Origin of the sequence: Ralstonia flatus, assembly GCF_958439105.1 — a bacterium.
Taxonomy (GTDB): domain Bacteria; phylum Pseudomonadota; class Gammaproteobacteria; order Burkholderiales; family Burkholderiaceae; genus Ralstonia; species Ralstonia flatus.
Genome location: NZ_CAUDLI010000003.1, coordinates 556,959 through 583,144 on the forward strand (window position 1 = coordinate 556,959; position 26,186 = coordinate 583,144).

General features: G+C 59.7%; 27 protein-coding genes and 1 tRNA gene. 7 read left to right on the plus strand and 21 right to left on the minus strand.

What is annotated here, in order from left to right; all coding sequences use genetic code 11:
- Positions 1-24 precede the first annotated feature (24 nt).
- On the minus strand, positions 25-951 hold the full coding sequence (locus R2676_RS09635) for an EamA family transporter (protein ID WP_206275680.1): 927 nt from the start codon (positions 949-951) through the stop codon (positions 25-27).
- 118 nt (positions 952-1,069) lie between these two features.
- Here R2676_RS09635 and R2676_RS09640 point away from each other — a divergent pair, with 118 nt between their 5' ends.
- The 3 genes from R2676_RS09640 to trmB all read left to right on the plus strand — a co-directional run bounded on the left by R2676_RS09640 (position 1,070) and on the right by trmB (position 2,584).
- The gene (locus tag R2676_RS09640) at positions 1,070-1,576 is read left to right on the plus strand and encodes an Lrp/AsnC family transcriptional regulator (RefSeq protein WP_206275681.1); all 507 of its coding nucleotides are present in this window, start codon (positions 1,070-1,072) and stop codon (positions 1,574-1,576) included.
- Between the two features lie 74 nt (positions 1,577-1,650).
- Positions 1,651-1,724, plus strand: a tRNA-Gly gene (locus R2676_RS09645).
- Between the two features lie 86 nt (positions 1,725-1,810).
- Positions 1,811-2,584: a tRNA (guanosine(46)-N7)-methyltransferase TrmB gene (gene trmB, locus R2676_RS09650; RefSeq protein WP_206275780.1), complete on the plus strand. Its 774-nt coding sequence runs from the start codon at positions 1,811-1,813 to the stop codon at positions 2,582-2,584.
- Positions 2,585-2,609: 25 nt separating this feature from the next.
- On the opposite strand, the gene R2676_RS09655 is transcribed toward trmB, so the two are convergent.
- The 4 genes from R2676_RS09655 to R2676_RS09670 all read right to left on the minus strand — a co-directional run bounded on the left by R2676_RS09655 (position 2,610) and on the right by R2676_RS09670 (position 5,633).
- Positions 2,610-3,722, minus strand: coding sequence for an NADH:flavin oxidoreductase/NADH oxidase (locus R2676_RS09655; protein WP_206275682.1), 1,113 nt, complete (start codon positions 3,720-3,722; stop codon positions 2,610-2,612).
- A 119-nt stretch (positions 3,723-3,841) separates the two neighbouring features.
- Positions 3,842-4,723: an undecaprenyl-diphosphate phosphatase gene (locus tag R2676_RS09660; RefSeq protein ID WP_027677989.1), complete on the minus strand. Its 882-nt coding sequence runs from the start codon at positions 4,721-4,723 to the stop codon at positions 3,842-3,844.
- A 52-nt stretch (positions 4,724-4,775) separates the two neighbouring features.
- The gene (locus R2676_RS09665) at positions 4,776-5,369 is read right to left on the minus strand and encodes a DUF1439 domain-containing protein (RefSeq protein WP_206275683.1); all 594 of its coding nucleotides are present in this window, start codon (positions 5,367-5,369) and stop codon (positions 4,776-4,778) included.
- 6 nt (positions 5,370-5,375) lie between these two features.
- Positions 5,376-5,633, minus strand: coding sequence for a YkgJ family cysteine cluster protein (locus R2676_RS09670; protein ID WP_143708208.1), 258 nt, complete (start codon positions 5,631-5,633; stop codon positions 5,376-5,378).
- A gap of 156 nt (positions 5,634-5,789) precedes the next feature.
- On the opposite strand from R2676_RS09670, the gene R2676_RS09675 reads away from it, so the two are divergent.
- From R2676_RS09675 to R2676_RS09690, 4 genes are all read left to right on the plus strand, one after another.
- Positions 5,790-6,557, plus strand: a complete 768-nt coding sequence (locus R2676_RS09675) for a TetR/AcrR family transcriptional regulator (RefSeq protein WP_027677992.1) — start codon at positions 5,790-5,792, stop codon at positions 6,555-6,557.
- Between the two features lie 95 nt (positions 6,558-6,652).
- Positions 6,653-7,303, plus strand: coding sequence for a protein-L-isoaspartate O-methyltransferase family protein (locus R2676_RS09680; RefSeq protein WP_206275684.1), 651 nt, complete (start codon positions 6,653-6,655; stop codon positions 7,301-7,303).
- 23 nt (positions 7,304-7,326) lie between these two features.
- Positions 7,327-7,659: a rhodanese-like domain-containing protein gene (locus R2676_RS09685; RefSeq protein ID WP_206275685.1), complete on the plus strand. Its 333-nt coding sequence runs from the start codon at positions 7,327-7,329 to the stop codon at positions 7,657-7,659.
- Between the two features lie 145 nt (positions 7,660-7,804).
- Positions 7,805-9,241, plus strand: coding sequence for a TolC family outer membrane protein (locus R2676_RS09690; RefSeq protein ID WP_206275781.1), 1,437 nt, complete (start codon positions 7,805-7,807; stop codon positions 9,239-9,241).
- Here R2676_RS09690 and R2676_RS09695 read toward each other — a convergent pair whose 3' ends face one another.
- The 16 genes from R2676_RS09695 to rfbB form a co-directional block, all read right to left on the minus strand.
- Complete coding sequence (locus tag R2676_RS09695; RefSeq protein WP_206275686.1) at positions 9,242-9,922, minus strand: META domain-containing protein; 681 nt, start codon at positions 9,920-9,922, stop codon at positions 9,242-9,244. It lies immediately after the preceding gene.
- 101 nt (positions 9,923-10,023) lie between these two features.
- Positions 10,024-11,340, minus strand: coding sequence for a lipid IV(A) 3-deoxy-D-manno-octulosonic acid transferase (gene waaA / locus R2676_RS09700; RefSeq protein ID WP_206275687.1), 1,317 nt, complete (start codon positions 11,338-11,340; stop codon positions 10,024-10,026).
- Positions 11,340-12,338: a lipopolysaccharide heptosyltransferase I gene (gene waaC / locus R2676_RS09705; RefSeq protein ID WP_206275688.1), complete on the minus strand. Its 999-nt coding sequence runs from the start codon at positions 12,336-12,338 to the stop codon at positions 11,340-11,342. Before waaC ends, waaA begins: the two co-directional genes overlap by 1 nt.
- Positions 12,339-12,381: 43 nt before the next feature.
- Positions 12,382-13,767, minus strand: a complete 1,386-nt coding sequence (locus R2676_RS09710; RefSeq protein ID WP_206275689.1) for a phosphomannomutase/phosphoglucomutase — start codon at positions 13,765-13,767, stop codon at positions 12,382-12,384.
- A gap of 73 nt (positions 13,768-13,840) precedes the next feature.
- Positions 13,841-14,731 (minus strand): GumC domain-containing protein, encoded by an 891-nt coding sequence (locus R2676_RS09715; protein ID WP_206275690.1) that lies wholly within the window; start codon positions 14,729-14,731, stop codon positions 13,841-13,843.
- The gene (locus tag R2676_RS09720) at positions 14,724-15,845 is read right to left on the minus strand and encodes an MraY family glycosyltransferase (protein WP_316887245.1); all 1,122 of its coding nucleotides are present in this window, start codon (positions 15,843-15,845) and stop codon (positions 14,724-14,726) included. Before R2676_RS09720 ends, R2676_RS09715 begins: the two co-directional genes overlap by 8 nt.
- A 17-nt stretch (positions 15,846-15,862) precedes the next feature.
- Entirely contained in the window at positions 15,863-16,696 is an 834-nt protein-coding gene (locus tag R2676_RS09725; protein ID WP_206275692.1) for a glycosyltransferase family 2 protein, read from the minus strand.
- Positions 16,697-16,776: 80 nt separating this feature from the next.
- Positions 16,777-17,514 carry an EpsG family protein gene (locus tag R2676_RS09730; protein ID WP_316887246.1) on the minus strand — a complete coding sequence of 246 codons (738 nt, stop codon included), beginning with the start codon at positions 17,512-17,514 and terminating at the stop codon, positions 16,777-16,779.
- Positions 17,515-17,825: 311 nt separating this feature from the next.
- The gene (locus R2676_RS09735; RefSeq protein ID WP_206275783.1) at positions 17,826-18,755 is read right to left on the minus strand and encodes a glycosyltransferase family 2 protein; all 930 of its coding nucleotides are present in this window, start codon (positions 18,753-18,755) and stop codon (positions 17,826-17,828) included.
- A gap of 275 nt (positions 18,756-19,030) precedes the next feature.
- On the minus strand, positions 19,031-20,173 hold the full coding sequence (gene wecB, locus R2676_RS09740; RefSeq protein ID WP_316887247.1) for a non-hydrolyzing UDP-N-acetylglucosamine 2-epimerase: 1,143 nt from the start codon (positions 20,171-20,173) through the stop codon (positions 19,031-19,033).
- A gap of 181 nt (positions 20,174-20,354) precedes the next feature.
- Positions 20,355-21,344, minus strand: coding sequence for a glycosyltransferase (locus R2676_RS09745; RefSeq protein WP_316857081.1), 990 nt, complete (start codon positions 21,342-21,344; stop codon positions 20,355-20,357).
- Positions 21,345-21,446: 102 nt separating this feature from the next.
- On the minus strand, positions 21,447-22,715 hold the full coding sequence (locus R2676_RS09750) for an oligosaccharide flippase family protein (RefSeq protein ID WP_206275695.1): 1,269 nt from the start codon (positions 22,713-22,715) through the stop codon (positions 21,447-21,449).
- Positions 22,716-22,735: 20 nt separating this feature from the next.
- The gene (gene rfbC, locus R2676_RS09755) at positions 22,736-23,290 is read right to left on the minus strand and encodes a dTDP-4-dehydrorhamnose 3,5-epimerase (protein WP_206275696.1); all 555 of its coding nucleotides are present in this window, start codon (positions 23,288-23,290) and stop codon (positions 22,736-22,738) included.
- A complete protein-coding gene (gene rfbA, locus R2676_RS09760; RefSeq protein WP_206275697.1) occupies positions 23,287-24,165 on the minus strand; it encodes a glucose-1-phosphate thymidylyltransferase RfbA in 879 nt (292 codons plus the stop codon). The genes rfbC and rfbA overlap by 4 nt, the downstream gene beginning before the upstream one ends.
- 10 nt (positions 24,166-24,175) lie before the next feature.
- Positions 24,176-25,093 carry a dTDP-4-dehydrorhamnose reductase gene (gene rfbD, locus R2676_RS09765; RefSeq protein WP_206275698.1) on the minus strand — a complete coding sequence of 306 codons (918 nt, stop codon included), beginning with the start codon at positions 25,091-25,093 and terminating at the stop codon, positions 24,176-24,178.
- The gene (gene rfbB, locus R2676_RS09770; protein ID WP_206275699.1) at positions 25,083-26,147 is read right to left on the minus strand and encodes a dTDP-glucose 4,6-dehydratase; all 1,065 of its coding nucleotides are present in this window, start codon (positions 26,145-26,147) and stop codon (positions 25,083-25,085) included. Before rfbB ends, rfbD begins: the two co-directional genes overlap by 11 nt.
- Positions 26,148-26,186 lie beyond the last annotated feature (39 nt).

The following is a 26,186-nucleotide window of genomic DNA, read 5'->3' on the forward strand; positions in this document are numbered from 1 at the left end:
TCTCCGGAAGAACAATGCGATGGTCTACGCGCGGTTTGCGAGGATCACGCCAGCGGTGATCACGGCAATGCCGCAGGCAACGGTCAGCGTCAGCGATTCACCCAGCAAAGGCACCGCCCCGAGGCAGGCCAGCGCAGGCGCTAGCGAGCCAATGGCGGAACAGCGCGGCGTATCCAGATGACGAATCGCCAGCGCATAGGACAGGCTGGAAATCACGCCAACCCCCAAGCCCTGGGCCAGCAGAAAAGGCATGGCGTTGGCCACGGTGAAATGCCCGACATGGCTGTCGACCACGCCCAGGCTCACCAGCAGTGCCGTCAGCAAGAAGGACGGCACGCTCAACAGCAATGCGCAGCCGATGGCATCGAGCCCCGCCCGACGCAGCCCCAGCGTGTAGCTGCCCCAGAGAAGACTCGCCAGCAACAGCAATCCGGCGCCGGCCACAAACGCGCTATGCGGCACGTGCGATTGCGAGACCAGCAGGAGCAGCACGCCAGCGAGGATGATCGCGATGGCCCGCCCGCGTGCCGCCGCGATGCGCTGGCGGTCCACCACATACGCGATCAGCGCCACCGACAGCGGCGTCGTGCCCGCAATCAACGCAGCCACGTGGGCGGCCGATGTCACCTTGCCGCCGGCTGAAGCCATGAAGAAGAACGGCACGCCGCCGCCCACCAACACCATCAGCGCGCTGAGCGGCTTCACCCGCCGCAGCATCGGCCAGCGGGAGGGCAGGAACGGCAACAGCAACAAGGTCGGCAGGCCGAATCGGATAAGCGCCACGTCGGCAGGCGCTAGCGGCGACGCGCCAATTGCCCGGATCGACAGTGCGAACCCGGCCCAGATCAGCACCGTCAGCACCATCGCCGCATACCCGATCAGCGGGTTGGCCTGGAAGGCATTTCGCCCCGCCTGCGCGGCCACGCCTACCGTCAATGTCGAACCACGCATGCTGCCACCCTCGATTTCAGAATAGAGACAGAATGCCCCAGCATGAAAAGTAGTATCTTGCAATTTCCACTAAAGCCGAGTGTCGATTTGGCAGAACCTGCCACTCTGGGAAAATCACATGGATAAGAAAGACAGGCAGATCATTGCCGCCCTCCAGAAAGAAGGCCGCTTGACCAACCAGGAGCTGTCGGAGCGGGTGAACCTGTCGCCCTCACCGTGCCTGCGCCGGCTGCGGTTGCTGGAAGACGCGGGCATCATCCGCGGCTACACGGCCATCGTCGATGAAGAGGCATACGGGCTGCCGGTGACGGCATTCGTGCATATTCGTCTGCAGCAGCACTCCCGGGAGGTGGTCTCGACGTTCGAGAACCGCATCCGCGCCATCGACGCGATCCTCGATTGCTACGTGCTGACCGGCGAAGCGGATTACCTGCTGCGCGTGCTGGTGGAAAGCCTGCAGGACTATGAGCAGTTCGTGCGCGGGCAATTGCATGCCATCCCGGGCATCGCCGCCATCGACACGAGCTTTGCGTATGGCGTGGTCAAGCGGTCGACGGTGTTTCCGGCGTGGGATGAGAACAAAAGGAGTTCGGTGCGCAGACGCAGGCCGGAAAGCGCACGCTAGCTCGCGTTTCTCACCAACATCCGCGTCCGGCCGCTTGCCGAATCTCTGCTACCGCGCATAAAATGCTTGGCTACGCGGGCGTCGTATAATGGTAATACCCTAGCTTCCCAAGCTAGAGCCGTGGGTTCGATTCCCATCGCCCGCTCCACCGAACAGTCTGAAGCCGCCCTCGGCGGCTTTTTTGTTGCCTGCGCGCCCGTCGCTCCATCGACGAGCAACCGGCACGGGATCTCCATGCAGCCCATCGAACAGCCGGGCACCGGCCCCGACGACATCACGCCGGACTCGCAAGACACCAATACCGCCGAAGGCGCCGAAACTGGCGAGCAAACCGGCCACCCGCGCCGCATCCGCTCGTTCGTCCGCCGCGCTGGCCGCACGTCTACCGGTCAGCAGCGCGCCATCGATGAACTCGGCCCGCGCTTCCTGCTGCCTTACGCTGCCGAGCCCTTGGATTGGGACGCCGCCTTCGGCCGCTCCGGCGCCAAGCGCATCTTCGAGATTGGCTTCGGCATGGGCGAGACCACGGCCCACATCGCGCAATTGCGTCCGGACGACGATTTCCTCGGCGTGGAAGTGCATGAGCCGGGCGTCGGTGCGCTGCTCAAGCTGATCGGCGAACGCGAGATCGGCAACATCCGCATCGTTTCGCACGATGCCGTGGAAGTGCTGGCCCACATGATTCCGGAAGGCACGCTCGATGGCATCCATGTGTTCTTCCCGGACCCGTGGCACAAGAAGCGCCACAACAAGCGGCGTCTGATCCAGAGCCCATTCGTCGCTCGCCTGGCCGCGCACCTCAAGCCGGGCGGCTATCTGCATTGCGCGACGGACTGGGAGGAATACGCCCACCAGATGCTGGAAGTGCTGTCCGCCGAACCGACGCTGGAAAACACTGCCGACGGCTTCGCGCCGCGCCCGGACTATCGCCCCGTCACCAAGTTCGAGAAGCGTGGCCTGCGCCTCGGGCACGGCGTGTGGGACGTGGTCTTCCGCAAGCGGGCCTGACCACGTCCGCGCACGCTGGCGCGCGTCAGCGTGCGCCGAAATGCGTATCGCCGAAGAGGTTCTTGGCGTGGCGCGGGAAGGCGCGCCAGTATTGCGGCGGCGCCTTGACCGTCGCGCCCAGCTCAGCGGCGGCCGCCCAGGCCCAGTGCGGGTTGTGGAGGAACGCCCGGCCGACAGCGACCAAATCCGCCCGCCCCTGCGCAACGATGGCCTCCGCCTCATGCGCCTCGTTGATGAGGCCGACGGCGATGGTGGGAATGTCGGCCTCATTTCGGATCTTCTCGGCAAACGGCACCTGATAGCCGGCCGACAGCGGAATCTGCTGCAGCGGCGACACACCGCCCGACGACGCATCGATCCAATCGCAGCCGCGCGCACGCAGCGCCTGCGCAAACACCACCGAATCTTCCGGCGTCCAGCCGCCCTCGACCCAATCGGTGGCCGACACGCGCACGCCCACCGGGATGTTGTCCGGCACGACGGCGCGCACCGCATCAAAAATCTCCAGCGGATAACGCATGCGGTTCTCACGCGAACCGCCATAGGCATCGGTGCGCTGATTGGCAATCGGCGACAGGAATTCGTGCAGCAGATAACCGTGTGCGGCGTGCAGTTCGATGGCCGACAGCCCCAGGCGCACAGCACGGCGCGCAGTCTCGACGAACTGATCGCGCACGCGGGCCAGGTCTGCATCGGTCATTTCGCGGGGCGCGCGCTCTTCGGGGCGCTGCGGCAACGCGGACGGACCCATCGTTTCCCAGCCGCCAGCATCGGGCGCCAGCAACGCGCCGCCTTCCCAAGGCCGAGCGCTCGAAGCCTTGCGCCCCGCGTGCGCGATCTGCATGCCGATCGGCACCAGCGCGTTCTGGCGAATGGCAGCCAGCGTGCGCTCAAGCGCAGCTTCGGTCGCGTCGTCCCACAAACCGAGGCAGCCGTTGGTGATGCGACCTTCCGGCGACACCGCGGTCGCCTCGATCATCAGCAGCCCGGCACCCGAAAGCGACAGGCTGCCCAGATGCGTGTGATGCCACGCCGTGGCTTGGCCGTTGTCGGCCGAGTACTGGCACATCGGCGAGATGACGATGCGGTTCTCAAGCGTGAGACCGCGCAGGGAGAAAGGCTGGAAGAGAGCACTCATGATCGGGAGATTCGGCAGTCAGCGGCTGACGGAAGAAACCGCCAGTGTGTCCGAATCCGCCCGATCGTGCAGACGGTGCGAAAGCCTCGCACCGAGGAAGGGAAATGCTCGCCGGTGGCTTAGGCCTGCCAGGCGATGAGGTGCGTATAGGCCGTCACCAGGACGATGATGCCGAAGATGATCCGGTACCACGCAAAGCCGCGGAAATCATGCGTGGCAATGAACTTCAGCAGCCAGCGCACGCAGAAGAATGCCGAGATGAACGCGGCCACAAAACCCACCGCGAAGATCGACAGATCGTCCGCTGACAGCAGCGCGCGCGACTTGTACAGCTCGTACACCGTCGCGCCAAAAATCACGGGGATCGCCAGGAAGAACGAGAACTCCGTCGCCACCTTGCGCGACAGGCCGAACAGCAGGCCGCCGATGATGGTCGAGCCCGAACGCGACGTACCCGGAATCAGCGCGAAGCACTGCGCGAAGCCCACCTTGATGGCGTCGGAGATGCGCAGGTCATCGAGCGTTTCAATGCGCGGCGCGCCAGCCTTGGCGGCTTCGAGCAGCGCGTTGGCGCGCGGGTCATGCGTCTCGCCGCGATGACGCTCACGCCATTCGGCCCACAGGATCACGAAGCCCCCGAGGATGAACGCCGACGCCACGACGATCGGGTTGAACAGATGGGCCTTGATCGCCTTGCCGAAGATCAGCGCAAGCGTGATTGCGGGGATCGTCGCCACGATCACGTTGATCGCAAAGCGCTGCTGACGGGGATCATTCGGCAGACCCTTGATCACGTCGATGATCTTGTGACGGAATTCCCAGCACACCGCCAGGATGGCGCCGAACTGGATCACGATCTCGAAGATCTTGCCCTTTTCGTCATTGAAGTCGAGCAATTGACCCGCGAGGATCAGATGGCCGGTACTGGAAATGGGAAGGAACTCGGTCAGGCCTTCGACGATGCCGAGAATCAGCGCTTTGATGGCGAGTGCGATATCCATGCAGTAAGCAAAGAGGAAAAAAGAAAACGAAGCGCTGGGCGTGCAGCAAAACTCAAGGCCGCTTGGCCTGGACGTGCACGCCTTCGGGCAAAACCGTGATTGTACCGGGCTCTACGGCAATGCCAGCCACTTTCAGCTGTTCGGGCTTGAACGTGTAGACGGCGTAGTCATTGAGCAACTGGCCGGCAATCAGCGAACCGATCGAGCTGATTTGCGGGCCGATACCGCCGGGCACGTTCTGCAGGTCGAAGCGATCGACAGTCGGCTGATCCAGGCGAATCGAATGCGTGGCGGCGTCGTAATGCAGGCCGCTGGACACCGCCAACGGCCCCGTCAGCGGCTGGCGGAACAGCCCGCTCTGCACCACGGCATCTGCCTGGATCGCGATGCGATTCCGCGCGGGGTCGAGCGACACCTGCGGGTTCGACAGCGTCACATCGAAGAAGCCGAGAAAGCGCCGTTGGAACGGAAACTTGCGGGCCAGCGCATCCTGCATCTGGCTACGCGAAAAGGTGTAGCCGTCGCCGGTCCAGCCGGTCGGCATGCAAGCCACCAGCGTGACGGCAATGGCCACAGCAATGGTGGCCGCACCCGCCCACCAGCGGATGCGGCTGGAGCGGGCAGCAGGTTTCGTGGAATCGGTCATGACAAATCAACGCGCTGCGGTAGCGATTTCAAGTCGGGTCAAAAACTGCATGGCGTGCGTGGCCGAGCCTCCGCACATGTCGGGTTCGGGCTGCAAGCTGCTGCAGACCGCCGGACGTTCCGGCTGGCCGAAGATACGACAGCCGTTGGCCTCGTCCAGTTGCGCACAGCGCACGCCGGCCGGCTTGCCGTTCGGCATGCCGGGAATGGGGCTGGAAATGGAAGGCGCGATGCAGCACGCGCCGCAATGAGGTCGACAGTCCATGCTGTCCGAGTGCGTGAAATCAGGGCTGAAACCGCTATTGTGCACCAGCACAATCGAGGCCCAGTCCGATTGACAATGCCGAAGCCGCTTGACCCACCCCGGCCGCATGCGTACATTAATGACCGAAAAGTAAGTTATCCGTGAGTCAGTGACCTCGTGCGCTGGCTGACGCCTACCGCCGTGACCGATCAAGATTCCGACTCTTCCTCCAAACGCTGGACGCGCCGCAAAGAGGCCCGCCCCCAAGAACTGGTCGCCGCCGCGCTGAACCTGTTCGTGGCGCGCGGCTATGCGGCCACGCGGCTGGAAGACGTGGCTTCGGCGGCCGGCGTGTCCAAGGGCACGGTCTACCTGTACTTCGCCAACAAGGAAGAGCTGTTCAAGGCCGTGGTGCAGGAAAACCTGGTGCCCGCGCTGGCCGAGGGCGAGGCCCTGATCGACAGTTTTGACGGCACCAGCGAAGCGCTGCTGCACGAGATCCTGATGGGCTGGTGGGAACTCATCGGCGAATCGCCGGCTTCGGGTCTCACCAAGCTGCTGATGGCCGAGTCGGGCAACTTTCCCGACCTGGCGCAGTACTACCACGAAGAAGTCATCGATCGCTGCGACCGCCTGTTCGCGCGCATCCTTGAACGCGGCATGGCCCGCGGCGAATTCCGCGACGTCAACGTCGATCTCACCACGCTGACCATGGTCGCGCCGATGATCTTCCTGATGATGTGGAAGCATTCGTTCGGCCCCTGCTCGCACCGAGAGCTGGAACCGAAGGCGTTCATCGCCCACGTCGTATCGCTGCTGCTGCATGGCGTGCTGCGCAATCCGGCGACGGGCGCTGTGATTCCGCCTCCCCCCGCCCTCACCGCACAGCCGTGGCGCACGCTCCCAGAGCGCGCCAACAACCCCGACGAAGGCGCCTCGTCATGACAACGTCTGCCGGAATGTCCTCCGGACTTGCTAAAATGCCGGGTTTGTCGTCAAACCCTCATTTGCATCACTCGCTCCGCGTGGAAGGCATGCCCATGGACATCGAAAAATCCCGGTTCAACATGATCGAGCAGCAAATCCGTCCTTGGGACGTGCTCGATACCGACGTTCTCGACCTGCTCAGCGTCGTCAAGCGCGAACACTACGTGCCCGAGGCCTACCGCGCGCTGGCCTTCGTCGACATGGAAATCCCGCTGGTCGGCGGCCAGAACATGCTGGCGCCGCGCGTTGAAGCCCGCGTGCTGCAAGAGCTGGCCGTGCGCAAGCACGAAGACGTGCTGGAAGTCGGCGCGGGCTCCGGCTACATGGCCGCCCTGCTGGCCCATCGCGGCCGCCAGGTCACCACGCTCGACATCGTGCCGGAACTCGTCGCCTTCGCCCGCGACAATCTCTCGCGCAACGGCGTCACCAACGTCGACGTGGTCGAGGCCAGCGGCGCCCAAGGCTGGGGCGACGGCGTCTACGACGTCATCTGCGTGTCGGGCTCGGTGCCCGCCGTGCCGGAAGCGCTGCTCAAGCAACTCAAGGTTGGGGGCCGCCTGTCCATCTTCGTGGGCGGCGCGCCGGTCATGGAAGCACAGCTCATCACGCGCATCTCCAACACCGAATATCAGACGCGCAACCTGTTCGAGACGTATGTGACGCCGCTGGTAGGCGTTCCCGCACCGTCGGCCTTCCGCTTCTGATCCCTTTCGGCTCCCCAATCACCATGCAGCAGCTCGCTCCCACCGCCCTCGCCCAATGGCTCGCCGACGCATCGCGCGCGAAGCCCGTCCTGCTCGACGTGCGCTGGACGGAGGAGGTGGAAATCTGTGCCATTCCCGGCATCACGCACATCCCGATGGACCAGATCCCGGCACGTGCCAGCGAGCTGAATGCTGACCAAGACATCGTCTGCATCTGCCACCACGGCGGGCGCAGCGCGCAGGTTGCGCAGTTTCTGATTCAACGTGCCGGCTTTGATGCTACGCGCGTCTACAACCTGCAAGGCGGCGTCCATGCCTGGGCTAACCAGGTAGACCCGCAGATGGCGACGTACTGATTGGGGAAGCCGCCGCCGGGCAAAGCCCTGTTCACGCTCCACAGGCACTGAACAGGGTCTGACGCGCCCGCGCTGCCTTCCGAACGCGAACGTTTCCTCCTCGCTCGGGGGCTTTATGACTGTTGCTCGCAGTAGCCGTACGCGGATGGCCGCGCGCGGTTCGCTTGTTGTGCTGTGCTGTTCGATGATGCCGATGTTCGCGTGGGCGCAGTCCCAACCGAACACGGCGGCTGCAACCGACCTCCTCTCTGCCTACCGCGCCGCGCTGGCCAACGATCCGCAATTCGCATCGGCGCGTGCGCAGTCGCTGGCGCAACGCGAAAAGCTCACGCAAGGCCGCGCCGGGTTGCTGCCGCAGATCGGTGGCGCCTGGAGTTCCACGCGCATCATCTTCGATCAAACCGCCCCGGCTGAATTCAACAAGACGTTCTCGTCGACGGGCTGGACGCTGTCGCTGTCGCAACCGCTCTTCCGCTGGGACCGCTGGGAAACCTACAAGCAAGGCGAGATTGCCGCGCAAGCCGCCGAGGCTTCGCTGGCGCAGGCGCAGCTCGACCTGATCACACGCACGGCGCAGGCCTACTTTGACGTGCTCAACGCGCAGGACACGCTGCAGCTCGCCACCGCGCAGCGCGATGCGATCCAGCAGCAATACGAACAGGCGCGCCGCAACTTCGACGTTGGCAACGCCAACATCACCGACGCGAACGACGCGCAGGCACGCCGCGACGCGATCGACGCCAGCGTCATCGCCGCACGTAGCGACTTCGAGATCAAGCAGTCGGCGCTCAGGCAGATCATCGGCGAACCCGTTGGCACGCTGGCCGGCGTGCGCCCCGGCGTCACGATCCCCCAGCCGGAGCCCGCTTCAGCAGAACCTTGGGTGGACCAGGCGCGCAGCAGCAACCTGCAGGTGGCACTGGCGCAATACAACCTGCAAAGTGCAGAGCGCGATGTGAAGAAGGCCACCGCGGGCCACCTGCCTTCGGTCGACCTCGTGGCGCAGACCGGCCACACCAATGCCAGCGGCAACCAATACCTGCCGTCGCTGCCGGGCGGCGCGCGCTTCGACAGTTCACAGATTGGCGTGCAGGTGTCGATCCCGATCTTTGCGGGCGGCGCGATCCAGTCGCGCGTGCGTGAAAACATCGCGCTGGAAACCAAGGCCGCAAACGACCTCGAGTTCGCCCGCCGCTCTGCCGAACAAGGTGCGCGGCAAGCCTATATCGGCGTCATTGCCGGACTTGCGCAGGTGAAAGCGCTGGAAGCGGCCGAGCTGTCAGCGCGCACAGCGTACGACTCCAATCAACTCGCCTACGGTGTTGGCGTACGTATCGGCACCGATGTGCTGAATGCGCAGGCGCAGCTCTTTCAAGCACGCCGCGACCTAGCCCGCGCCCGTTACGACACCATCGTCAACGGACTGCGGCTGAAGTCCGCCGCCGGCTCGCTGACCGAGGCAGACGTGATCCAGGTGAACACGCTGCTCACGGCCAACGGCTCGAGCGATATCACCGCGTTGCCGCCGGCAAGCGCCAAACCTGAATCGGCGAAACCGGCCGGCAAATCCGCCAAACGCTGATCAGTGTGTCTGGCCGCGCGGCGGCAGAGGCCGCTCGGCAAATTGCAGCAGCGCGCCGCTGGTCGTTTTCCAGATGACCTGGCGGCCCTGCTTGCCGTTGGCCGACGGCTGCATGCCGACGGTCGCCAGCGGCGACTTGAGCGCCTCCAGGAACGCGGTTTCCAGCTCCATGCGCGCCGGGTCGCACGCCATGCGCGTCGACACCAGGTTGCCGAAGCGCATGCCCGAGGCGAGCTTCTCATACGGCCCCGAGAAGCGATTGCAGCCCGAATAGCCCGACACCACGCCGTTGGCCGCCTCCAGGCCCGCGCTGAATTCGATGGAAATCGGCTGCGTAGCCGGATCAGCGTCGTCGCCTTCCGCGGAAGGCAATTCCTTGGGTGCGGCACCCGACTCCTGCCAACGCACGAGCACGAAGCGCGAGCGGCCCTCGCCCTGCGCTTGGGCGAGCGTCGCCTGGCCCGGATTGGGCGTTGCGTTGGCGGGCGTCTGTTTGGTTTCAGCGGCCGGCGCTGATGCGGCAGCGGGGGCCGCAGCAGCTGGCGCAGATGACGGCGTCGGGGTCATGCAGCCGGCGCCGATGATGGTGGCGGCGGTCACGGCAGCCAGCGCCGCGGCGGTCAGCACCACCCGGCGCGGCGTTTGCAGCAGGCTCGGCTTGGGTCGATTCAATTGGGGCATGAATGGATCGTGAACGGTGACGGAATGCAAACTACACGAAGAGCCATTAGTCTGTCCGGCGCGCCATGAGTTCGCACGTTTCGTGCCGGACGTAGACAGCGTTACAGCGTCGGCAACACCAGGGACGCCACCGCCTCCACCGTGCGGGCCGTCGCACCGCCGTGCGTGGCGGCAAACGCCAGCGCGGCGCGCGAGGCGGCTTCGCGCGTATCGGCATCCGACAGCCACGCGTCGATCACACGTATCGCCGCAGCCGCATCCGCAACCTGCTCGCACGCGCCCGCGGCCACCGCATCGCGTGTCGCCTGCTCAAAGTTGAATGTATGCGGGCCGATGACCACAGGCGTGCCGACTGCGCAGGCCTCGATCAAATTCTGCCCTCCGAGCGGGAGCAGGCTGCCGCCGATGAACGCCACTTCGCCCGCCGCGTAATACAGTGCCATCTCGCCCATCGAGTCCCCGAGCAAGACGTCGGCGTCGGCAAGTTGATCGGCCTCCGTCACGCCTGCGGCAGACACCGACAACGCACTGCGACGCACGACACGCAAGCCTGCGCGTTCAGCCGCCTGCGCCACTTCATCAAAACGCTGCGGGTGACGCGGCACGAGAATCAGCAAGGCATGCCGGCGTCCCACATGCTGCGCGCGATGCGCCTGCCACGCGTCGAGCAGCAACGCCTCTTCGCCCTCGCGCGTGCTGGCGGCCACCCATGCCGATCGGCCACGCAGCGCATCGTGCAGCACACGCCCGGCCATGATCTGGTCCACATGCGGCGTGATGTCGAACTTGAGGTTGCCGGTCACGCGCACGCGCGGCACGCCGAGCGAGCGGTAGCGATCGGCATCGTCGGGCGTCTGTGCCAGCACGGCGGCGAGCTGCGCGTACGTCTGGCGCGCGGCGTCACCGAGGCGCGCGGTGCGCCGGTGACTGCGCGCAGACAGGCGCCCGTTGACGAGCACCATCGGCACACCGGCCGCATAGGCGCGCTCGATCAGCACCGGCCAGATCTCGGTCTCCATCAGCAAGCCGAGGCGCGGCTGGAAATGGCGCAGAAACCGATCGACTGCGCTGGGCAAATCGTACGGAAGATAGGCCTGGATGACGCGCCCGCTGCGTTGCGCCGCAAATTCGGCGCCGGTGCGACGGCCCGTCGGCGTCATGTGAGTCAGCAGGACAGCGTGGTGCGGAAAGCGCGCAAGCAGCGCATCGATGAGCGGCTGCGCGGCGCGTGTCTCGCCAACGGACACCGCATGCACCCACAGCAACGGACGATCCGGATTCGGGCGCGGCGGGTAGAAGCCAAGCCGCTCGCCGACGTGCTGGCGGTAACCGGGCTCCTTGCGACCGCGCCACCACAGGCGCAGCAAGGCGAACGGCAGCGCGATGCGCCACAACCAGCGATACAGAAGGCGCAGCATCAGAGCACGCCCAGCGCACGCAGCGCATCGAGCGCCTGCGCGCTGGTGGGATGGGCATCGGCGTTGCCGATGTCGTGCACGTTGGGCGTCCAATAACCACCGGTACGCCACGACGTGGTGAAGTTGTAAAGCGCGACGGTCGGCTTGCACAGCGCAGCAGCAATGTGCACGAGGCCGGTGTCCACGCCCACCACTGCCGTCGCTTGATCGAGAAACGCCGTCACGTCGGGAAGCGACATGCGCGGCGGAATCACCACGCGTCCGACCGTACCCGGCACCGCCGCGACGATGGCTTCGCGGATGGATTCACTCGTGCGTCGCTCGGTCTCGCTGCCCCACGGCAAGGCGATGGCGTAGTCGCGTGCAAGCAGCGCGCGTGCAACATCCACCCACGCCTCGAGCGGCCACCCTTTGTCGGCGCGCGAAGTCGCATGCACCAGTGCGACGTACGGACGTGGCAGATTGAACGGCAAGTCGGCGGGCGGCTGCAAACCGAAGTCGATGGCGTCAGGCAGCGCGTAACCGAGCGCCTCCGCCACCATGCGGCGCGAGCGCTCGACCACGTGGATGCGCGGTTCCATTTCGACCTTGCGTTGGTAGAAGAGCTTCGCAAGCGGCTCATAGCCGGCGCCTTCCGTCCGATTGCCGAAGCCCGCCACAAAACCACCCGGCGACAGCTTGGCCTGCGCAGCCACCAGCGCCGTTTTGATCAGGCCTTGCGTGTCGAGCACCGCGTCGTACGACTTGGATCGCAACGCGCGACGGAACGCCGCCACCTCGCCCAAGGTCCTGCCGGAGCCGAGTGACTTGCGCCACCGCCGCAGCGCAAACGGAATCACGCCCTGCACACCACGCACGATGCGGACGATGCCGGCGAAGCCCTCCTCAACCACCCAGTCGATCTCGGCATCCGGATACGCACGCAGGATATCGGCCACCACCGGCGTGCAATGCACCACATCGCCAAGCGACGATACCTTGACGATCAGCACACGCATGCCGTCACCCTTTCCCCCAACTTCATGAGTGCGGACCGTGCGATCAGAACGGCAGTTGCGCGTCCGGCTTCTCGGCCAGGATCACGCGGCGGAATTCACCTTGAATGCGGGCCATCGCGGCATCGTTGTCAGCCTCGAAGCGCATCACCACCACCGGCGTGGTGTTGGACGGACGCGCCAGGCCGAAGCCGTCTTCGTATTCCACGCGTACGCCGTCGATGCGGTTGACTTCCTTGGCGCCGGCAAAGGTGGCGTTGGCCTTGATCTTGTCGAGCAACTCGAAGGATTCGCCCTCGGCACACTTCAGTTGCAGCTCAGGCGTGCAGTGCGAGTTCGGCAGCGCGTTGAGCGTGGCGCTCGGATCGGCCAAGCGCGAGACAATTTCCAGCAGGCGCGCGCCCGTGTACAGACCGTCGTCGAAACCGTACCAGCGGTCTTTGAAGAAAATGTGGCCGCTCATCTCGCCGGCCAGCGGAGCGCCCGTTTCCTTGAGCTTGGCCTTGACGAGCGAATGGCCCGTCTTCCACATCGTGGCCTTGCCGCCGTGCTCACGAATGAACGGCGCCAACTTGCCCGTGCACTTCACGTCGAAGATGATTTCGCCGCCCGGGTTACGCGACAGAACTTCCTGCGCGAACAGCATCAACTGGCGGTCGGGGAAGATGACCTGGCCGTCCTTGGTCACCACGCCCAGGCGGTCGCCGTCGCCATCGAACGCGAGGCCGAGTTCGCAGTCCGTGGTCTGCAGCGTGCGCACGAGGTCCTGCAGGTTCTCGACGTGGGCCGGGTCCGGATGGTGGTTCGGGAAATGGCCATCCACCTCGCAGAACAACTCCGTCACCTCGCAGCCCATCGCACGGAACAGCTCCGGTGCAAAGGCGCCTGCCACACCGTTGCCGCAGTCCACGGCAATCTTCATCGGGCGGCTCACCTTGACGTCCGAGACGATTCGGTCGATGTACTGTTGGCGGATGTCCACTTGGACGTAATCGCCGGCGCCTTCAGTGAAGTCGGCCTGCTCGATACGCGTGCGCAATGCTTGAATCTGTTCGCCGTAGATGGCCTGACCCGCCAGCACCATCTTGAAGCCGTTGTAATCGGGCGGGTTATGACTGCCCGTGACCATCACGCCCGACGTGGCGCGACGGCCGGCCAACTCGATGTTCGTGCCGAAGTAGACCATCGGCGTGGCCACAAGACCCAGATCGATCACATCGACGCCGCTCGCGCGCAAGCCGTCCGCCAACGCCGCCAGCAGCTCAGGGCCCGATAGGCGGCCATCGCGGCCGATGACGACGGCGGATTCACCCTTGGCGCGTGCTGCGGAGCCGAAGGCACGGCCGATCAGGCGTGCGGTTTCGGCATCGACGGTTTTTCCGACGATGCCGCGGATGTCGTAGGCTTTGAAGATGGTGGGGTTGATTTGCATAGGTCTACAGCCTGTTTCAATCGTTAATCATCAAGATGCTTGAGGCTCGCCCGCGATTGAACGGACGACCACATTACCGCTGCCACTGGATAAAACCCCGCCGGAAGTCGCTGATCAGACCCCAGCCAATCGCGATCAGCAAGCCCAATGCCAAGCCTCCTGCGGCAAATAGCAGGCTGCGCGGATAAACGTGACGCCGGCTGACGTATACCGGCCCGAAAAGTCGTGTATTGAAGGTTCTTTCAGGACTCAATTGTTCCCGAATGCTGATTTCGCGTTGGCGCAGCAACTGAAGCTGTTTGTCATTTTCTGCGGCCAGGCTCGCCAACAATACGCTCTCGGGAAATCTTTCTGCCGCCTTGGCCGGATCGCGAACGCGAGTCAGGGCCAAAAGCTCGGCCTTTCTGGCCTCCCCCGCCGCGATCTGTCGAGTCACTTCGGCCATATTCGCGTTGCTCTTGTCAATCGACGGTTTAGCGATCAAAGCATGCGCACCAATCAACTCATCCAGAAAGGCTTGGGCGTATCGCTTCGCATCGGCTTGTGAAAAACCGCGCACGTTCATCTCGATCAGGTCGGCATTCTTGATCTGCGTGGCCTTGAGCGAGCTCCGGATAAGCTCCGAATCAGCGCTTTCACCATTTCCAAGGGGCAAACCTAGCTTTTGGAGCACGACATCCTCGAATTGCGGCAATTGTAATCGTTCGACCGCACGGCCCACAGTCTCCACGAGGATGGGAGGGGACTGTGGAGTTTCGCTGGCGATCTGACCAACTTGGATCACCGCGCTCGCTTCCCATTGCTTAGGTAAGACCAACGCTACGATCAGTGCAAGAGCGCCGCCGGCAATCCCAACTAGTGCAAGTTTATTCAAGTGGCGACGAGAAAACTGTGTCGCCTGTGCCAGCATTACAATCGCTGCGTCACTCGGACGGTTGTCGTCAAATCGTGGATCACTATTCATTATGTTTCTTTACATGATGGTGTTTCTTAACAATCAGCCAACGCGGCGATTGGAATCGAACGATGCTCCAGTAAAGCCATACATAGCAGCACATAAAAAGTATGACAAAGGCCAGCAACGCTATCTTGTTGTTCCAAAATAGCGTGGCCGGGAGCACCGCCAACAGGCTCACCAACCAGAGGTAGGGCGACGTCATCGAATTTCGCCTCAGCCGGTGTCGCTCATCCTTGCTGCCCACAGCCCACCGCATAACGCGCTGGTAGATCAAGGTGTGGAGATGTACACCGTCCGGATAGCCGGCCGGCACACCCTTCAGCACACGCCGCCGATAAATCGAGAACAGCGTCTCGAAAATGGGGTAGATCACCATCAAGACGGGGTACCAGGCCGAGACGCTGCCGTTGCGCAGCACAAGCAGGATGCTGCATTCGGCTAGTACGAAGCCGATCATATAGGCTCCACCGTCACCGAGAAAAATGTGCCCCGCCGGAAAATTCCAGATGAAGAATCCGAGGATGGCCCCAATCATTGCGAACGCGATGGTCAGGATCAACGTGTCACCCACCTGGAACGCGACATAGGCGAGCGAGACAAACATCATCATCGTTACCATCGAGGCAAGCCCATTGAAGCCGTCGATGATATTGATGGAATTGGCCAAGCCTGCCACGGCAACGGTGGTGATCGCGATGGAGACCAAGGGGACAGCTAACGCCAGATCGAACAGATGAATGTCGATCCGTACAATCTTGGCATTGAGAAGATAGACCGCAACCAGCGCTGCTCCCATGGTGGCCAGAAGTCGTTCTCGTGGACTCACGCGCTTAGTCATGTCTTCAACAAAACCCGCAATGAAGGCAGGCATGACGCAGACCACCAGCAGCAAAAACGGATAGCCCACCACCTGCGGATCGCGCAGCCAGGCTGCTAGAGCTGCTGCGGCCATCGCCAGCACGATGCCGAGCCCCCCTATCCGAGGTACAGGCCTCGCATGGAATTTCTGTACCCCGTTCAAATCCCAGTCGGCTGTGATATGGGCGTGCAGGCTCGAATACCGGATTACCATCAAAGTCACGGCAAACGACACGAGGAAAGCTACCGACATTGTAAGCATAGAGTTGCGCGCAGTTTTTATCGTCCAGCAACCGAGCGCATTGCATTCACGCGCGCCAGTGTTTCTTTGTTCAGCAGCCGCCGCTCCGCGTCAGCAAACCATCCGAAGCGATTGAAATACAAAATGGCGGAGCGAATGTGCTCGCGCAGGAGTCTCCAAGAGCGATAGGAGCCCTTTCCGTGTTCGTGCACGACTTCAGCTTGCGGCAAAAAAATCACTATGCCCAGCCGCGACGCGCGACGACAGATATCGACGTCTTCTAGATACATGAAGTACCGAGGATCAAACCCGCCCAGAAGCTCGAAGGCCTCCGAGCGGAATGCCAGGAATGCTCCCGACAGGTTGTGGAGTTGCAATTCCGAGCGGTAATCAAAGGCATCCAGCTCATAGCGTGCATCGGCCGCGGCGTACAGCTGCTTCGGAGCGAACCGTCTGGCAAACAGGTTCCACGGCGTGGGCAAGAGCTTACAGGACCGGTACAGCGTGCCGTCCGGCGATACCACGCGCGGCCCAACCACAGCGACATCCTCGCTCTTGCGCAGCGCATCCGCCACCGCCCGCACGCAACCGGCGCTGACCACGATGTCGGGGTTCACCACCAGATGAACTTCCGAGTGCAGTGCCGCCAGGCGGCCCAGAACAAGATTGTGTCCCCGGCCGAAGCCGACATTACCCGGTGCATCGAGGATTTCGACATTGTCTGCTGCCAAACCGGCGTAACGGCCTTTTTTCTCTGAGTTGTCGACCAAAAGCACGTAAACGCGCGTATCCGCCTGCATGGACTCGATGCATTGCCGGATCTGATCGATCGGATTGTTATAGAGAACAATCGATGCTGTGATATTCGTCATGAGCTACCAGTCGCCTAGTCCGCAATCACTCGCTCCCGGGACGGCGCCTAACCGTATGCCGGCAGCCCACATGGGGAGCGTCATTGATAAGCACCTACAGCAATAATGGCGTCAGGCGCAAAGAAATTCAGATACACAAAGTACGCGCATATCAGCGGCATGGCAAAACGCCACACGGGCCGGTCAACCGTTCGATTGCGACTCGCAACCAAGGCCAGAATCACCAGATACAGCGCGATATCAGCGATACGAATCGCAGCGCTTGGCATTCCCGGCATCGACCAATACAGCAACAGCATGGAGATCGAAATAAATGCGATCATGCGTGCGAACCGCGGCCATGAGAACAACCCGATACAAGCCGACACGATAAAAATAAAGGCGGACTTGAACGAAAAAGGGTTGAAGCTTTCCGCATAGTCCTTGGCCGAGTACACATCAAAATACGGCATCTTGCTCTGGAACAGATAAACCACCATGCAGGTTAGAGCAGACCAGATGAGCGCCGTCGACCCAAACAAAGTAGCCATCCCCCAGAACACAAAAACAACCAGGGCAGAATAGTGAAACATCCCGGCAATCAGGAACAGGATGCACGACGAAAGCTTGCTTTTCGACGTCAGCGCCAGCGCGACGATCCCCATCGCCAGTCCGGCACGGATCTGCGTCAATTCCCACAGCGGGAAAAACACGCATGTATAGACCGCCCAGAAGGCGACCATGCGGCCCGGCGAGGACGCCGTGAGCCTGCGAATGGCAACATGCTTGGCCCAAAGTCCAAAAAAAACAAAACATACCCAGCAGATGGATGTATTCACCGCCCAGCCGATCCAATAGCCAGGTCACCACAATGAAGCCTGGCTCGACAAAACCGGTCTCGCCCGCCAAGACACGCCCGTAATAGTCAAGATAACCGTAGTAGTCTTTATCTAGACTAGGCGGACGGTGTGCGACAAGAGCGGAAATCAGGATAAGCGCAAGCAGCGGGGCGGCACGAAGTATCGTGCCCGCAGCCGATTTCGCCTTGTATGCGGCCTTCATCTCCATTCTCATCATGTACACGCTGACATTCTCCGCCTGCAGCCCCTTCCGTCACCCCAACTCTGCGGCGCCAATTCCACCACCCCGTTCAACCCACCAGCCACTGATGGAACCGGGGGGCAATTTCCCGCAGATCGCCAAGCCGACTCATCACGCCATGGACAATGCCAACCCCGATTGCCGTCAATTTCTTCCACTTCCGTCGCTCATAAAGCAACACACCGATGATCTCGTGTGCCAGCCGCTTCTGGTTATGTATCAGAAACGCGGGCGAATGCCGCGCATGCCGCAGGCTGAGGCTGATACCGTTACGACAACGGTAATACCTGCGCAACGCGCCATGATGACTAGGCCGGATCCGCACGCCCAGGAAGCGGTGCTCTTCGCGCTCGCCGATTGCGTGGTTCAACACCGCGCGCGGGTTGATGAACACGCTGACGCCCAGTTGAGCCGCGCGCAGGCAGTACTCCGTGTCGACATCATCGATGAAATAGTCTTCTCGGAACGGACCGCACGCCGTCAAGGCCTCCCTGGTAACGACCGAGCCGCTCGAAATCAGGAACGAGCACGGTATCAGCGCGTAGGCCGACTCGGGGACGGGATCCGCGCGATACGTCCAGCGCGACACTTGGTAGCGTGGCGAGAACGCACGCAAGTTGATGTCATAGATCTTGGGCCCGATCATGCAAGCCTTGGGCGCATCGTCCAGTGCCTCGTCCATGACCTGGCGATAGTCGGGCGGAACCACCGAATCCTGATCGAAGAAGTAGACCCGGTCGATCCCGCTCTCCAGCAACACCTCGACGCCGCGATTGAACGCCCCCGCTATTCCTCCTCGGTTTGCATTCTGCAAAAGCTGAACGTTCGGCAGCCTAAAACTGTGGCTCAACGCCGCATCCGACACCGATGAGTTATCGACTACGACCACTGCATCAAAAAGTCGCGCCGCTGCGGCTATCGAAGCGAGCTGCGCCTGCGTCGGACAGAACGTAACAAAAGTTGCACCTGATTTCAGCACCTCAAACCTCATGCTCGATTTAGTAGACACCTGACACCAACTTTTCCCAATCGTTGCGCCGATCACAACTTTATACCCAATTCGCAACGCAACCGTTCGAGCCTTGTTCATACCCATGCACGGTGCCGTATAAGCAACAACGCAGCTTTATTCCCCGTACCAAATCAGGATATCCTTCGCACGGCAAACCAAAATACTTTTTGTTCCACGCCTCTGAAAATCTTTTTACTGCAGCGATAGTTTCTATCGAACGAACCTGCGCATCGCCGAACCAGTCATTCCACCCGCACCACTCCATGCCAATAGTCAATCAAGGCCTGCACTATACACTTAGCGGCAACGCCATCACCATACGGATTATGCGCGAATGCCATACGTTCATATTCCGCATGATCATCGATCAACAAGCTAACTTCAGCATAAATCCTCTCGACATCACTTCCGACGAGCTTGACCGTACCAGCTGCCACAGCTTCTGGGCGCTCAGTCGTATCACGCATTAACAACACTGGCTTACCTAAAGATGGCGCCTCTTCCTGGATGCCGCCCGAATCCGTGAGAATCACAGCAGACCGCGACATAAGAAAAACGAATGGCAAATAATCCAGTGGCTCAATCAAATGAACATTGGATAATCCTTGGAGAATTCGGTTAACCGGCTCCCTTACGTTGGGATTAAGATGCACCGGGTATACGAACTCAATTTCCTTGTAACGCTGAGCAAGGCGAGCAATCGCCAAGCAGATTCGCTCGAGACCTCCTCCAAAATTCTCGCGTCGATGACCGGTTATGAGGACAATACGTCGATCAAATCGAATACCAGGAAATCCCTCAAGTAACCTCCGGCGCAAATCATCGTCACCATCGACTCTTTCCTTGATCTGAAGTAACGCATCGATAACCGTATTTCCGGTAACAACTATGCTTTTTGCAGCAACATTCTCGTCAATAAGATTTTTACGGGCAGCCTCGGTAGGAGAAAAATGAAGATTCGCAAGTACGCCTGTCAACCTTCGATTCCCTTCCTCCGGCCAAGGGGAAAATAAATCTCCAGTTCTGAGACCCGCTTCCACATGGCCAACTGGAATCTTCTTGTAATAGCACGCCAATGTTGCCGCGAATGTCGTCGACGTGTCACCGTGGACCAACACAAAGTCAGGCTTTTCCTCGTCCAACACCGAGCTAAATTTAGTCAAAATATCCACTGTAACAGAGTCCAAACTCTGCTGAGGCCGCATTATATTAAGATCAAAATCCGGTTTTATACAAAACAAATCCAAAACCTGATCGAGCATTTCTCGATGCTGCGCCGTTACACAAACCTTCGACATAATTTCCGGATGGCGCCCCAGCTCCTCAACTACGGGCGCCATTTTTATTGCCTCGGGACGAGTACCGAACACCGTTAATACCTTCATGAAGCCTCACAGTCACCGAACAGTTGCGGTCAATTCGCTTGAGAGAGCCGCAATCAAAATTAAACAAATTTCAATAATTCAATAGCAAAAATAAAGGCAATAATATTATCAACATTCAAAACTCCATATCAAAATATTATTATGGATTCTATTTTCTATTTCCTGATGCCAATGGAAAACGTTAAACCAACAGACTCATCAATTCCGCAGATCCATTATGATATTGCTCAACAAGCCTCTCCAGGCAATAGAAATTCTTTCTTCGCATAGCAGATACTTCCGCTGCATCCGGTGGATCGCCCATTTCACTCAGAAGCAAAAAGGAAGCTCCCAGGGCTTCGAAATCCCCGATTCCCATGTTCAATACCACCGGAATCACCCCATACGCCATGTATTCTATTGCCTTAGTCGGACAAGCAACGTTATTTATTATATTATCATCACGAAGCAAAAATCCAAAATCGGCCGCCCTATAATATTCAGCAACCTGACTATGCGGACAAGAAAAAAAATCGGCATCAATATCCCCATACTTCAGAGCTCTTGCGCGCAAGGAATCGGAATCCGGTGTTAAAAATAAGTACTTATATTTTTTGTTTATAACCGCAAATTCCAGCATTTTCTCAATATTTTGCCAAATCTGTAAACCGCCAGCATATATCATTGTCGGCGGAATATTTCTCGGCATATCCAGGCTTTCCCCCTCCCGCCGCGCCAACTCCGTGTTAAAAATGGGCAAAATCAGAGGGGGCGCGCTGTTTGGATATTTACGAGCCAAATGATCGGCCATCCGCTGTGTCACGCAAACAAGTGCAGTACTCCTGTAAGAAGCCACCCGCTCAGCTAGTGAGCGAATCAAGGCCCTGACGGACTTTCCTTGTGCATGTGTTTCCTCTGGCACTGCGCCGTGCACATCTGTCACGATCTTCTTACGCAGGAGATAGGCGGGGAGCGCAAAGACCACGTTAAATACCGAATGAACGTAGACGCATTTGGCTGCAAGTATCAGCTTAAAGATAAAAAACCAGTGCAGGAAAAAATTCACACGGTGGACGGTCACAACACCGTGCTTTTCTGAAACCTTTTTCCAATTTCGTCGATAAGACGTCGAGATATATTTGCGCGAATAATCTTCGACTAGGCTATCAATTGCCCTAACGCGTTGAATCATGCCATCGCGCTCATTCTCTGGGGAAGGGTAGGGACCAAAAAACAGGATCATAGTTAGCCGACACCAATCGCTTAGCAATGCAGACGATCCGCATTGCCCTTATTATTTAAACCACTGGGAATCAATCCCACTTACTATGGATCTGATAGACCACATCAACAGAATCATGAGAATGAATTCTCCACCCACCATGCCAAAAACAATCCCGACCCCACCCCACGCAGGCGTTAGAGAAAACATCAGAATCAGAGTACTGCATGCTGCAATAAAGAATGCGCGCGCATATGTCTTTCCTCGCCCCATTGCGCTAAGTACCTGAATACCAAGCACATTATTAATTACACCGAGCACAATCCACGGACAAAGATATCTTATTATCCGAAGATAGAGAGGATCAACCCAATGCAGCAACCCCAGCCCCCAAGGGGCGATCAAAAACAATATTGCCGTACCCGCCACTGCAGGGCACAGCAACCACAGCGCAGTCTGCCTAACACTGCGAAAACCTGCAGAAGTTGACTCACCAAAGCGTTCAGCATTCAATGGATAAACACTTTGACTAATTGGAGCTATGCAGCCCACCGCAGCCTTCACGACTTTTTCCGCGGCCGCATAGATTCCAACAACAGATGTGGGATAAAAAATCCCTAGCACGATGACACCGCTATTTGCCAAGACCCCAGTACCCGCAGATATAAGGAAATATGGCGCCCCGATACGCATTTCATTCCTCATAGCACGGAAATCAATAGCATTAAACTTGAATATCCCTGCGCAATCTAGACTAATGGTGCAAGCAAGGGCAACAAGAAGAGGGGGAACGGAGTAGGCACATGCCACAAAAAGCATGTCAGTGGGAGCACGAACAAAAAGTAGAATGGCAACTGCACCAACCCACTTGGAGGCTGCCGTTGCAACCGCCACAGTCCTTATGCGATTCACACCCTGGTAATACCATAATGGCGTTAGCGCGTTACCAACAGCACTTCCCATCAATAGCAAGCCAGCAACAAATGCCTCGCCACCTCCTGACCACAGATAAAGTATCGGTAGCGCAATAATGCTTGCAATCAAGACAAGCAAACCCTTGCAAGCGTGAATCGTGGAGACATAATCTCTTAGCTTGGCAGTGGGCGAAGATGCGTGTATAGCAACGTACCGCGTTGCAGATATCGAGAAACCATAGTCTGCGAGTAACTGAATATAAATTGAGACTGCCTGCGCAAATGCAATCACGCCAAAACCTTGTGGTTGAAGCCGTGTTACGAGCACGGGAAGCGTGATCAAGGGAACAATATAGTTACTACCTTGCGCTAGAAGCAAAAACGTCGCGTTCTTTAATAACAACTTGCGGCGATTATCTGATTTCAAGATACCTACACAGACAGGAATTAATAATTAAAGACATCCGCACCCTTCAAACAAGAGGCATCTGCATCCTTAGCTGATAGTAGCGGCGTTCCAATTTCTGGCCAAATAATGCCAATATCCGGATCATTCCAAGCAATGCCACGTTCATGCTCGGCATACCGATAATCTGTAGTCTTGTACAGGAACTCAGCGTAGTCTGAGGTCACAACAAAACCATGTGCAAACCCTTCCGGCACCCACAGCTGACGGTTATTCTCAGCCGAAAGCACCACGCCAACCCACTTGCCGAAGGTCGGCGAGCTCTTGCGCAAATCGACCGCGACGTCAAAGACTTCGCCAACCGTCACTCGCACCAGCTTTCCCTGGGGGTGCTGGATCTGGTAATGCAAGCCCCGCAGTACGTTGCGGGAAGAACGTGAATGGTTATCCTGAACGAAGGTCCGCTTGACACCCGTGGCCTGTTCAAAGGCACGTGCATTGAAGCTTTCGAAAAAAAAACCCCGATCATCGCCAAATACCTTGGGCTCAAGAATCAGGACTTCCGGAATAGCGGTGGGAACGACGTTCAGATTCATTTGACGGTTTCCGAAATGATGTGCTGCAGATACTTCCCATAGCCGTTCTTGCTCAGCGGCTTTGCCAGGGCAGCTACCTGCTCGGCGGTAATCCAGCGATTGCGGTATGCAATCTCCTCCGGACAAGCGACCATCAAGCCCTGCCGGTTCTGCAGTGTCGCAATGAACATCGCAGCTTCCAGCAATGAATCGTGCGTGCCTGTGTCAAGCCAAGCGTAACCGCGCCCCATGATTTCAACGTCGAGCTGGCCTTTCGCGAGGTAGTGCTTATTGACGTCGGTAATCTCGAGTTCGCCGCGAGCTGACGGTTTGATGTCAGCAGCGATGTCGCAAACTTGGTTGTCATAGAAGTAGAGTCCCGTAACGGCGTAGTGCGAGCGAGGCTTCACGGGCTTCTCCTCAAGGGAGAGTGCGCGGAAGTTCTCGTCGAACTCAACGACACCGTACCGCTCTGGATCATGGACGTGATACGCAAAAACGGTCGCCCCCGGGTCCTGAGCGGCCGAGCGCGCGAGCTGAGCCACGAGGTCATGACCGTGGAAGATGTTGTCGCCCAGGATCAGCGTCGAAGGATCATTACCGACGAAGTGGCGTCCGATGATGAACGCCTGAGCCAATCCATCCGGCGACGGCTGTACGGCGTACTGCAGGTTGATGCCCCACTTGCTGCCATCCCCGAGCATTTCGGTAAAACGCGGCGTGTCTTCCGGCGTCGAAATGATCAAAATGTCGCGAATCCCTGCCAGCATCAGCGTGGACAGCGGGTAGTAGATCATCGGCTTGTCGTACACCGGCAGCAGTTGTTTCGAGACTGAGCGCGTGATCGGGTAAAGCCGCGTGCCGGAGCCGCCGGCCAGAATGATGCCTTTACGCATTGCAGTGCTTTCAGGAAAAGAGTTGATCCAACAGGAAGTGGACGCCCTGCTGCCAGTCCGGCAAATGGAGGCCAAACGTTTCGGTCAGCTTGGTGGTGTCCATGCGAGAGTTGGCAGGGCGCGGTGCGGGCAAGGGATAGGCTGTCGCCGGGATCGCTGCAATGCATTCCGGGTCAGCTTTCAGCTCCAGCCCGCGCTCCTTGGCATAGCGCAACACGGCAGTGGCGTAGCCGTGCCAAGTCGTTTCTCCGGCTGCCGCCAAGTGATATAGCCCGCCAGGAAATGCTGTCCGATCACCATACACCCAGAAGCGCGAAATGATCTGCGCGGTCAGGTCGGCGATAAGTGCAGCAGTGGTCGGCGCACCAAACTGATCCGCAATCACGCGCAAGCTATCCCGCTCGCGGCCCAGCTTCAGCATCGTCTTAGCGAAGTTGCCGCCGTGTGCGCCCGCTACCCAGCATGTACGCATGACCAGCGCCGTCGCGCCTGACGCGGTAATCGCCTGCTCACCGGCAAGTTTGCTTTTGCCATAGACGGACTGCGGATTGACCTCGTCGGTCTCGACATACGCGCCGTCTTTAGAGCCATCGAACACGTAATCGGTGCTGTAATGAACCAGCAAACTTCCGAGTGCTTTCACCTCTTCTGCCAGCACGCCGGGAGCAACGCCGTTGACCGCGAATGCGGATTCCGCATCGGTTTCGGCCTTGTCCACAGCGGTGTAGGCAGCCGCGTTGACGATGACGTCCGGCCGAAGCTCGCGTACCAGACGACGGAGCGTATCCGGTTGGGTCAGATCACAGGCGCCACGATCGAGTGCAATCACTTCACCAAGCGGAGCAAGGCTGCGACGCAGCTCGAACCCGACCTGGCCGTTGCTGCCTGTAACGAGCAACCGAGGAGCAGCCGTTGCCTTACGCAGCATATTGCTTCGCCACCCAGTTGCGATACTCACCCGAGATGACGTCCTGCACCCAAGGCTGGTTGTCGAGATACCACTGGACAGTCTTGCGCAAGCCGGTCTCAAAAGACTCGGCCGGTTTCCACCCAAGCTCACGCTCGAGTTTTCGCGCGTCAATGGCGTAGCGGCGGTCGTGACCGGGGCGATCCTTTACGAAGGTGATCTGATCGCGATAGGAGCCAGTCGCCTTTGGCTTGAGTTCATCCAGCAGGTCGCACAGGGTATAAACGACGTCGAGATTGGTCTCCTCGTTCCAGCCGCCCACGTTATACGTCTCGCCCAGGCGGCCACGTGCGAGCACTTCACGAATGGCCGCGCAATGGTCACCCACATACAGCCAGTCGCGCACGTTCTGCCCATCGCCGTACACCGGCAAAGGCTTGCCGCTGAGCGCATTGGTGATCATCAGCGGGATCAGCTTTTCCGGAAAATGGTACGGACCGTAGTTGTTGGAACAGTTGGTCGTCAGGACCGGCAGCCCGTACGTATGGTGATAGGCTCGCACGAGGTGGTCCGATGCTGCCTTGGACGCGGAGTACGGGCTGTTGGGTGCATACGGCGTGGTTTCGGAGAACTGCGGGTCGGTCGGGCCCAGCGAGCCAAAGACCTCGTCCGTCGAAACATGCAGGAAGCGGAATGCAGCCTTGGCTTCGTCGTCGATCCCACCCCAATAGACGCGTGCCGCCTCCAGAAGGGTGAAGGTCCCGACGATATTGGTCTGAATAAACTCACCCGGACCATGGATGGAGCGGTCTACGTGGCTTTCGGCAGCAAAGTGAACCACCGCGCGCGGCTGGTATTGTGCGAACAGCCGGTCCAGCGCAGCACGATCGCAGATGTCCGTTTGCGAAAATACATGCCGCGAATCTTGCTCGACTGCCGCCAGCGTCTTGCGGTTGCCTGCGTAGGTCAGTTTATCGACGTTGACGATACCGTCAGCGCTCGGATCCGCTAACCAGTTCAGAACGAAATTGCCACCAATGAAGCCGGCACCGCCGGTCACCAGAACGTAGGACAAACTGTGTACTCCTTGCCGCGCCTTCCGCGTGCCTAGGGA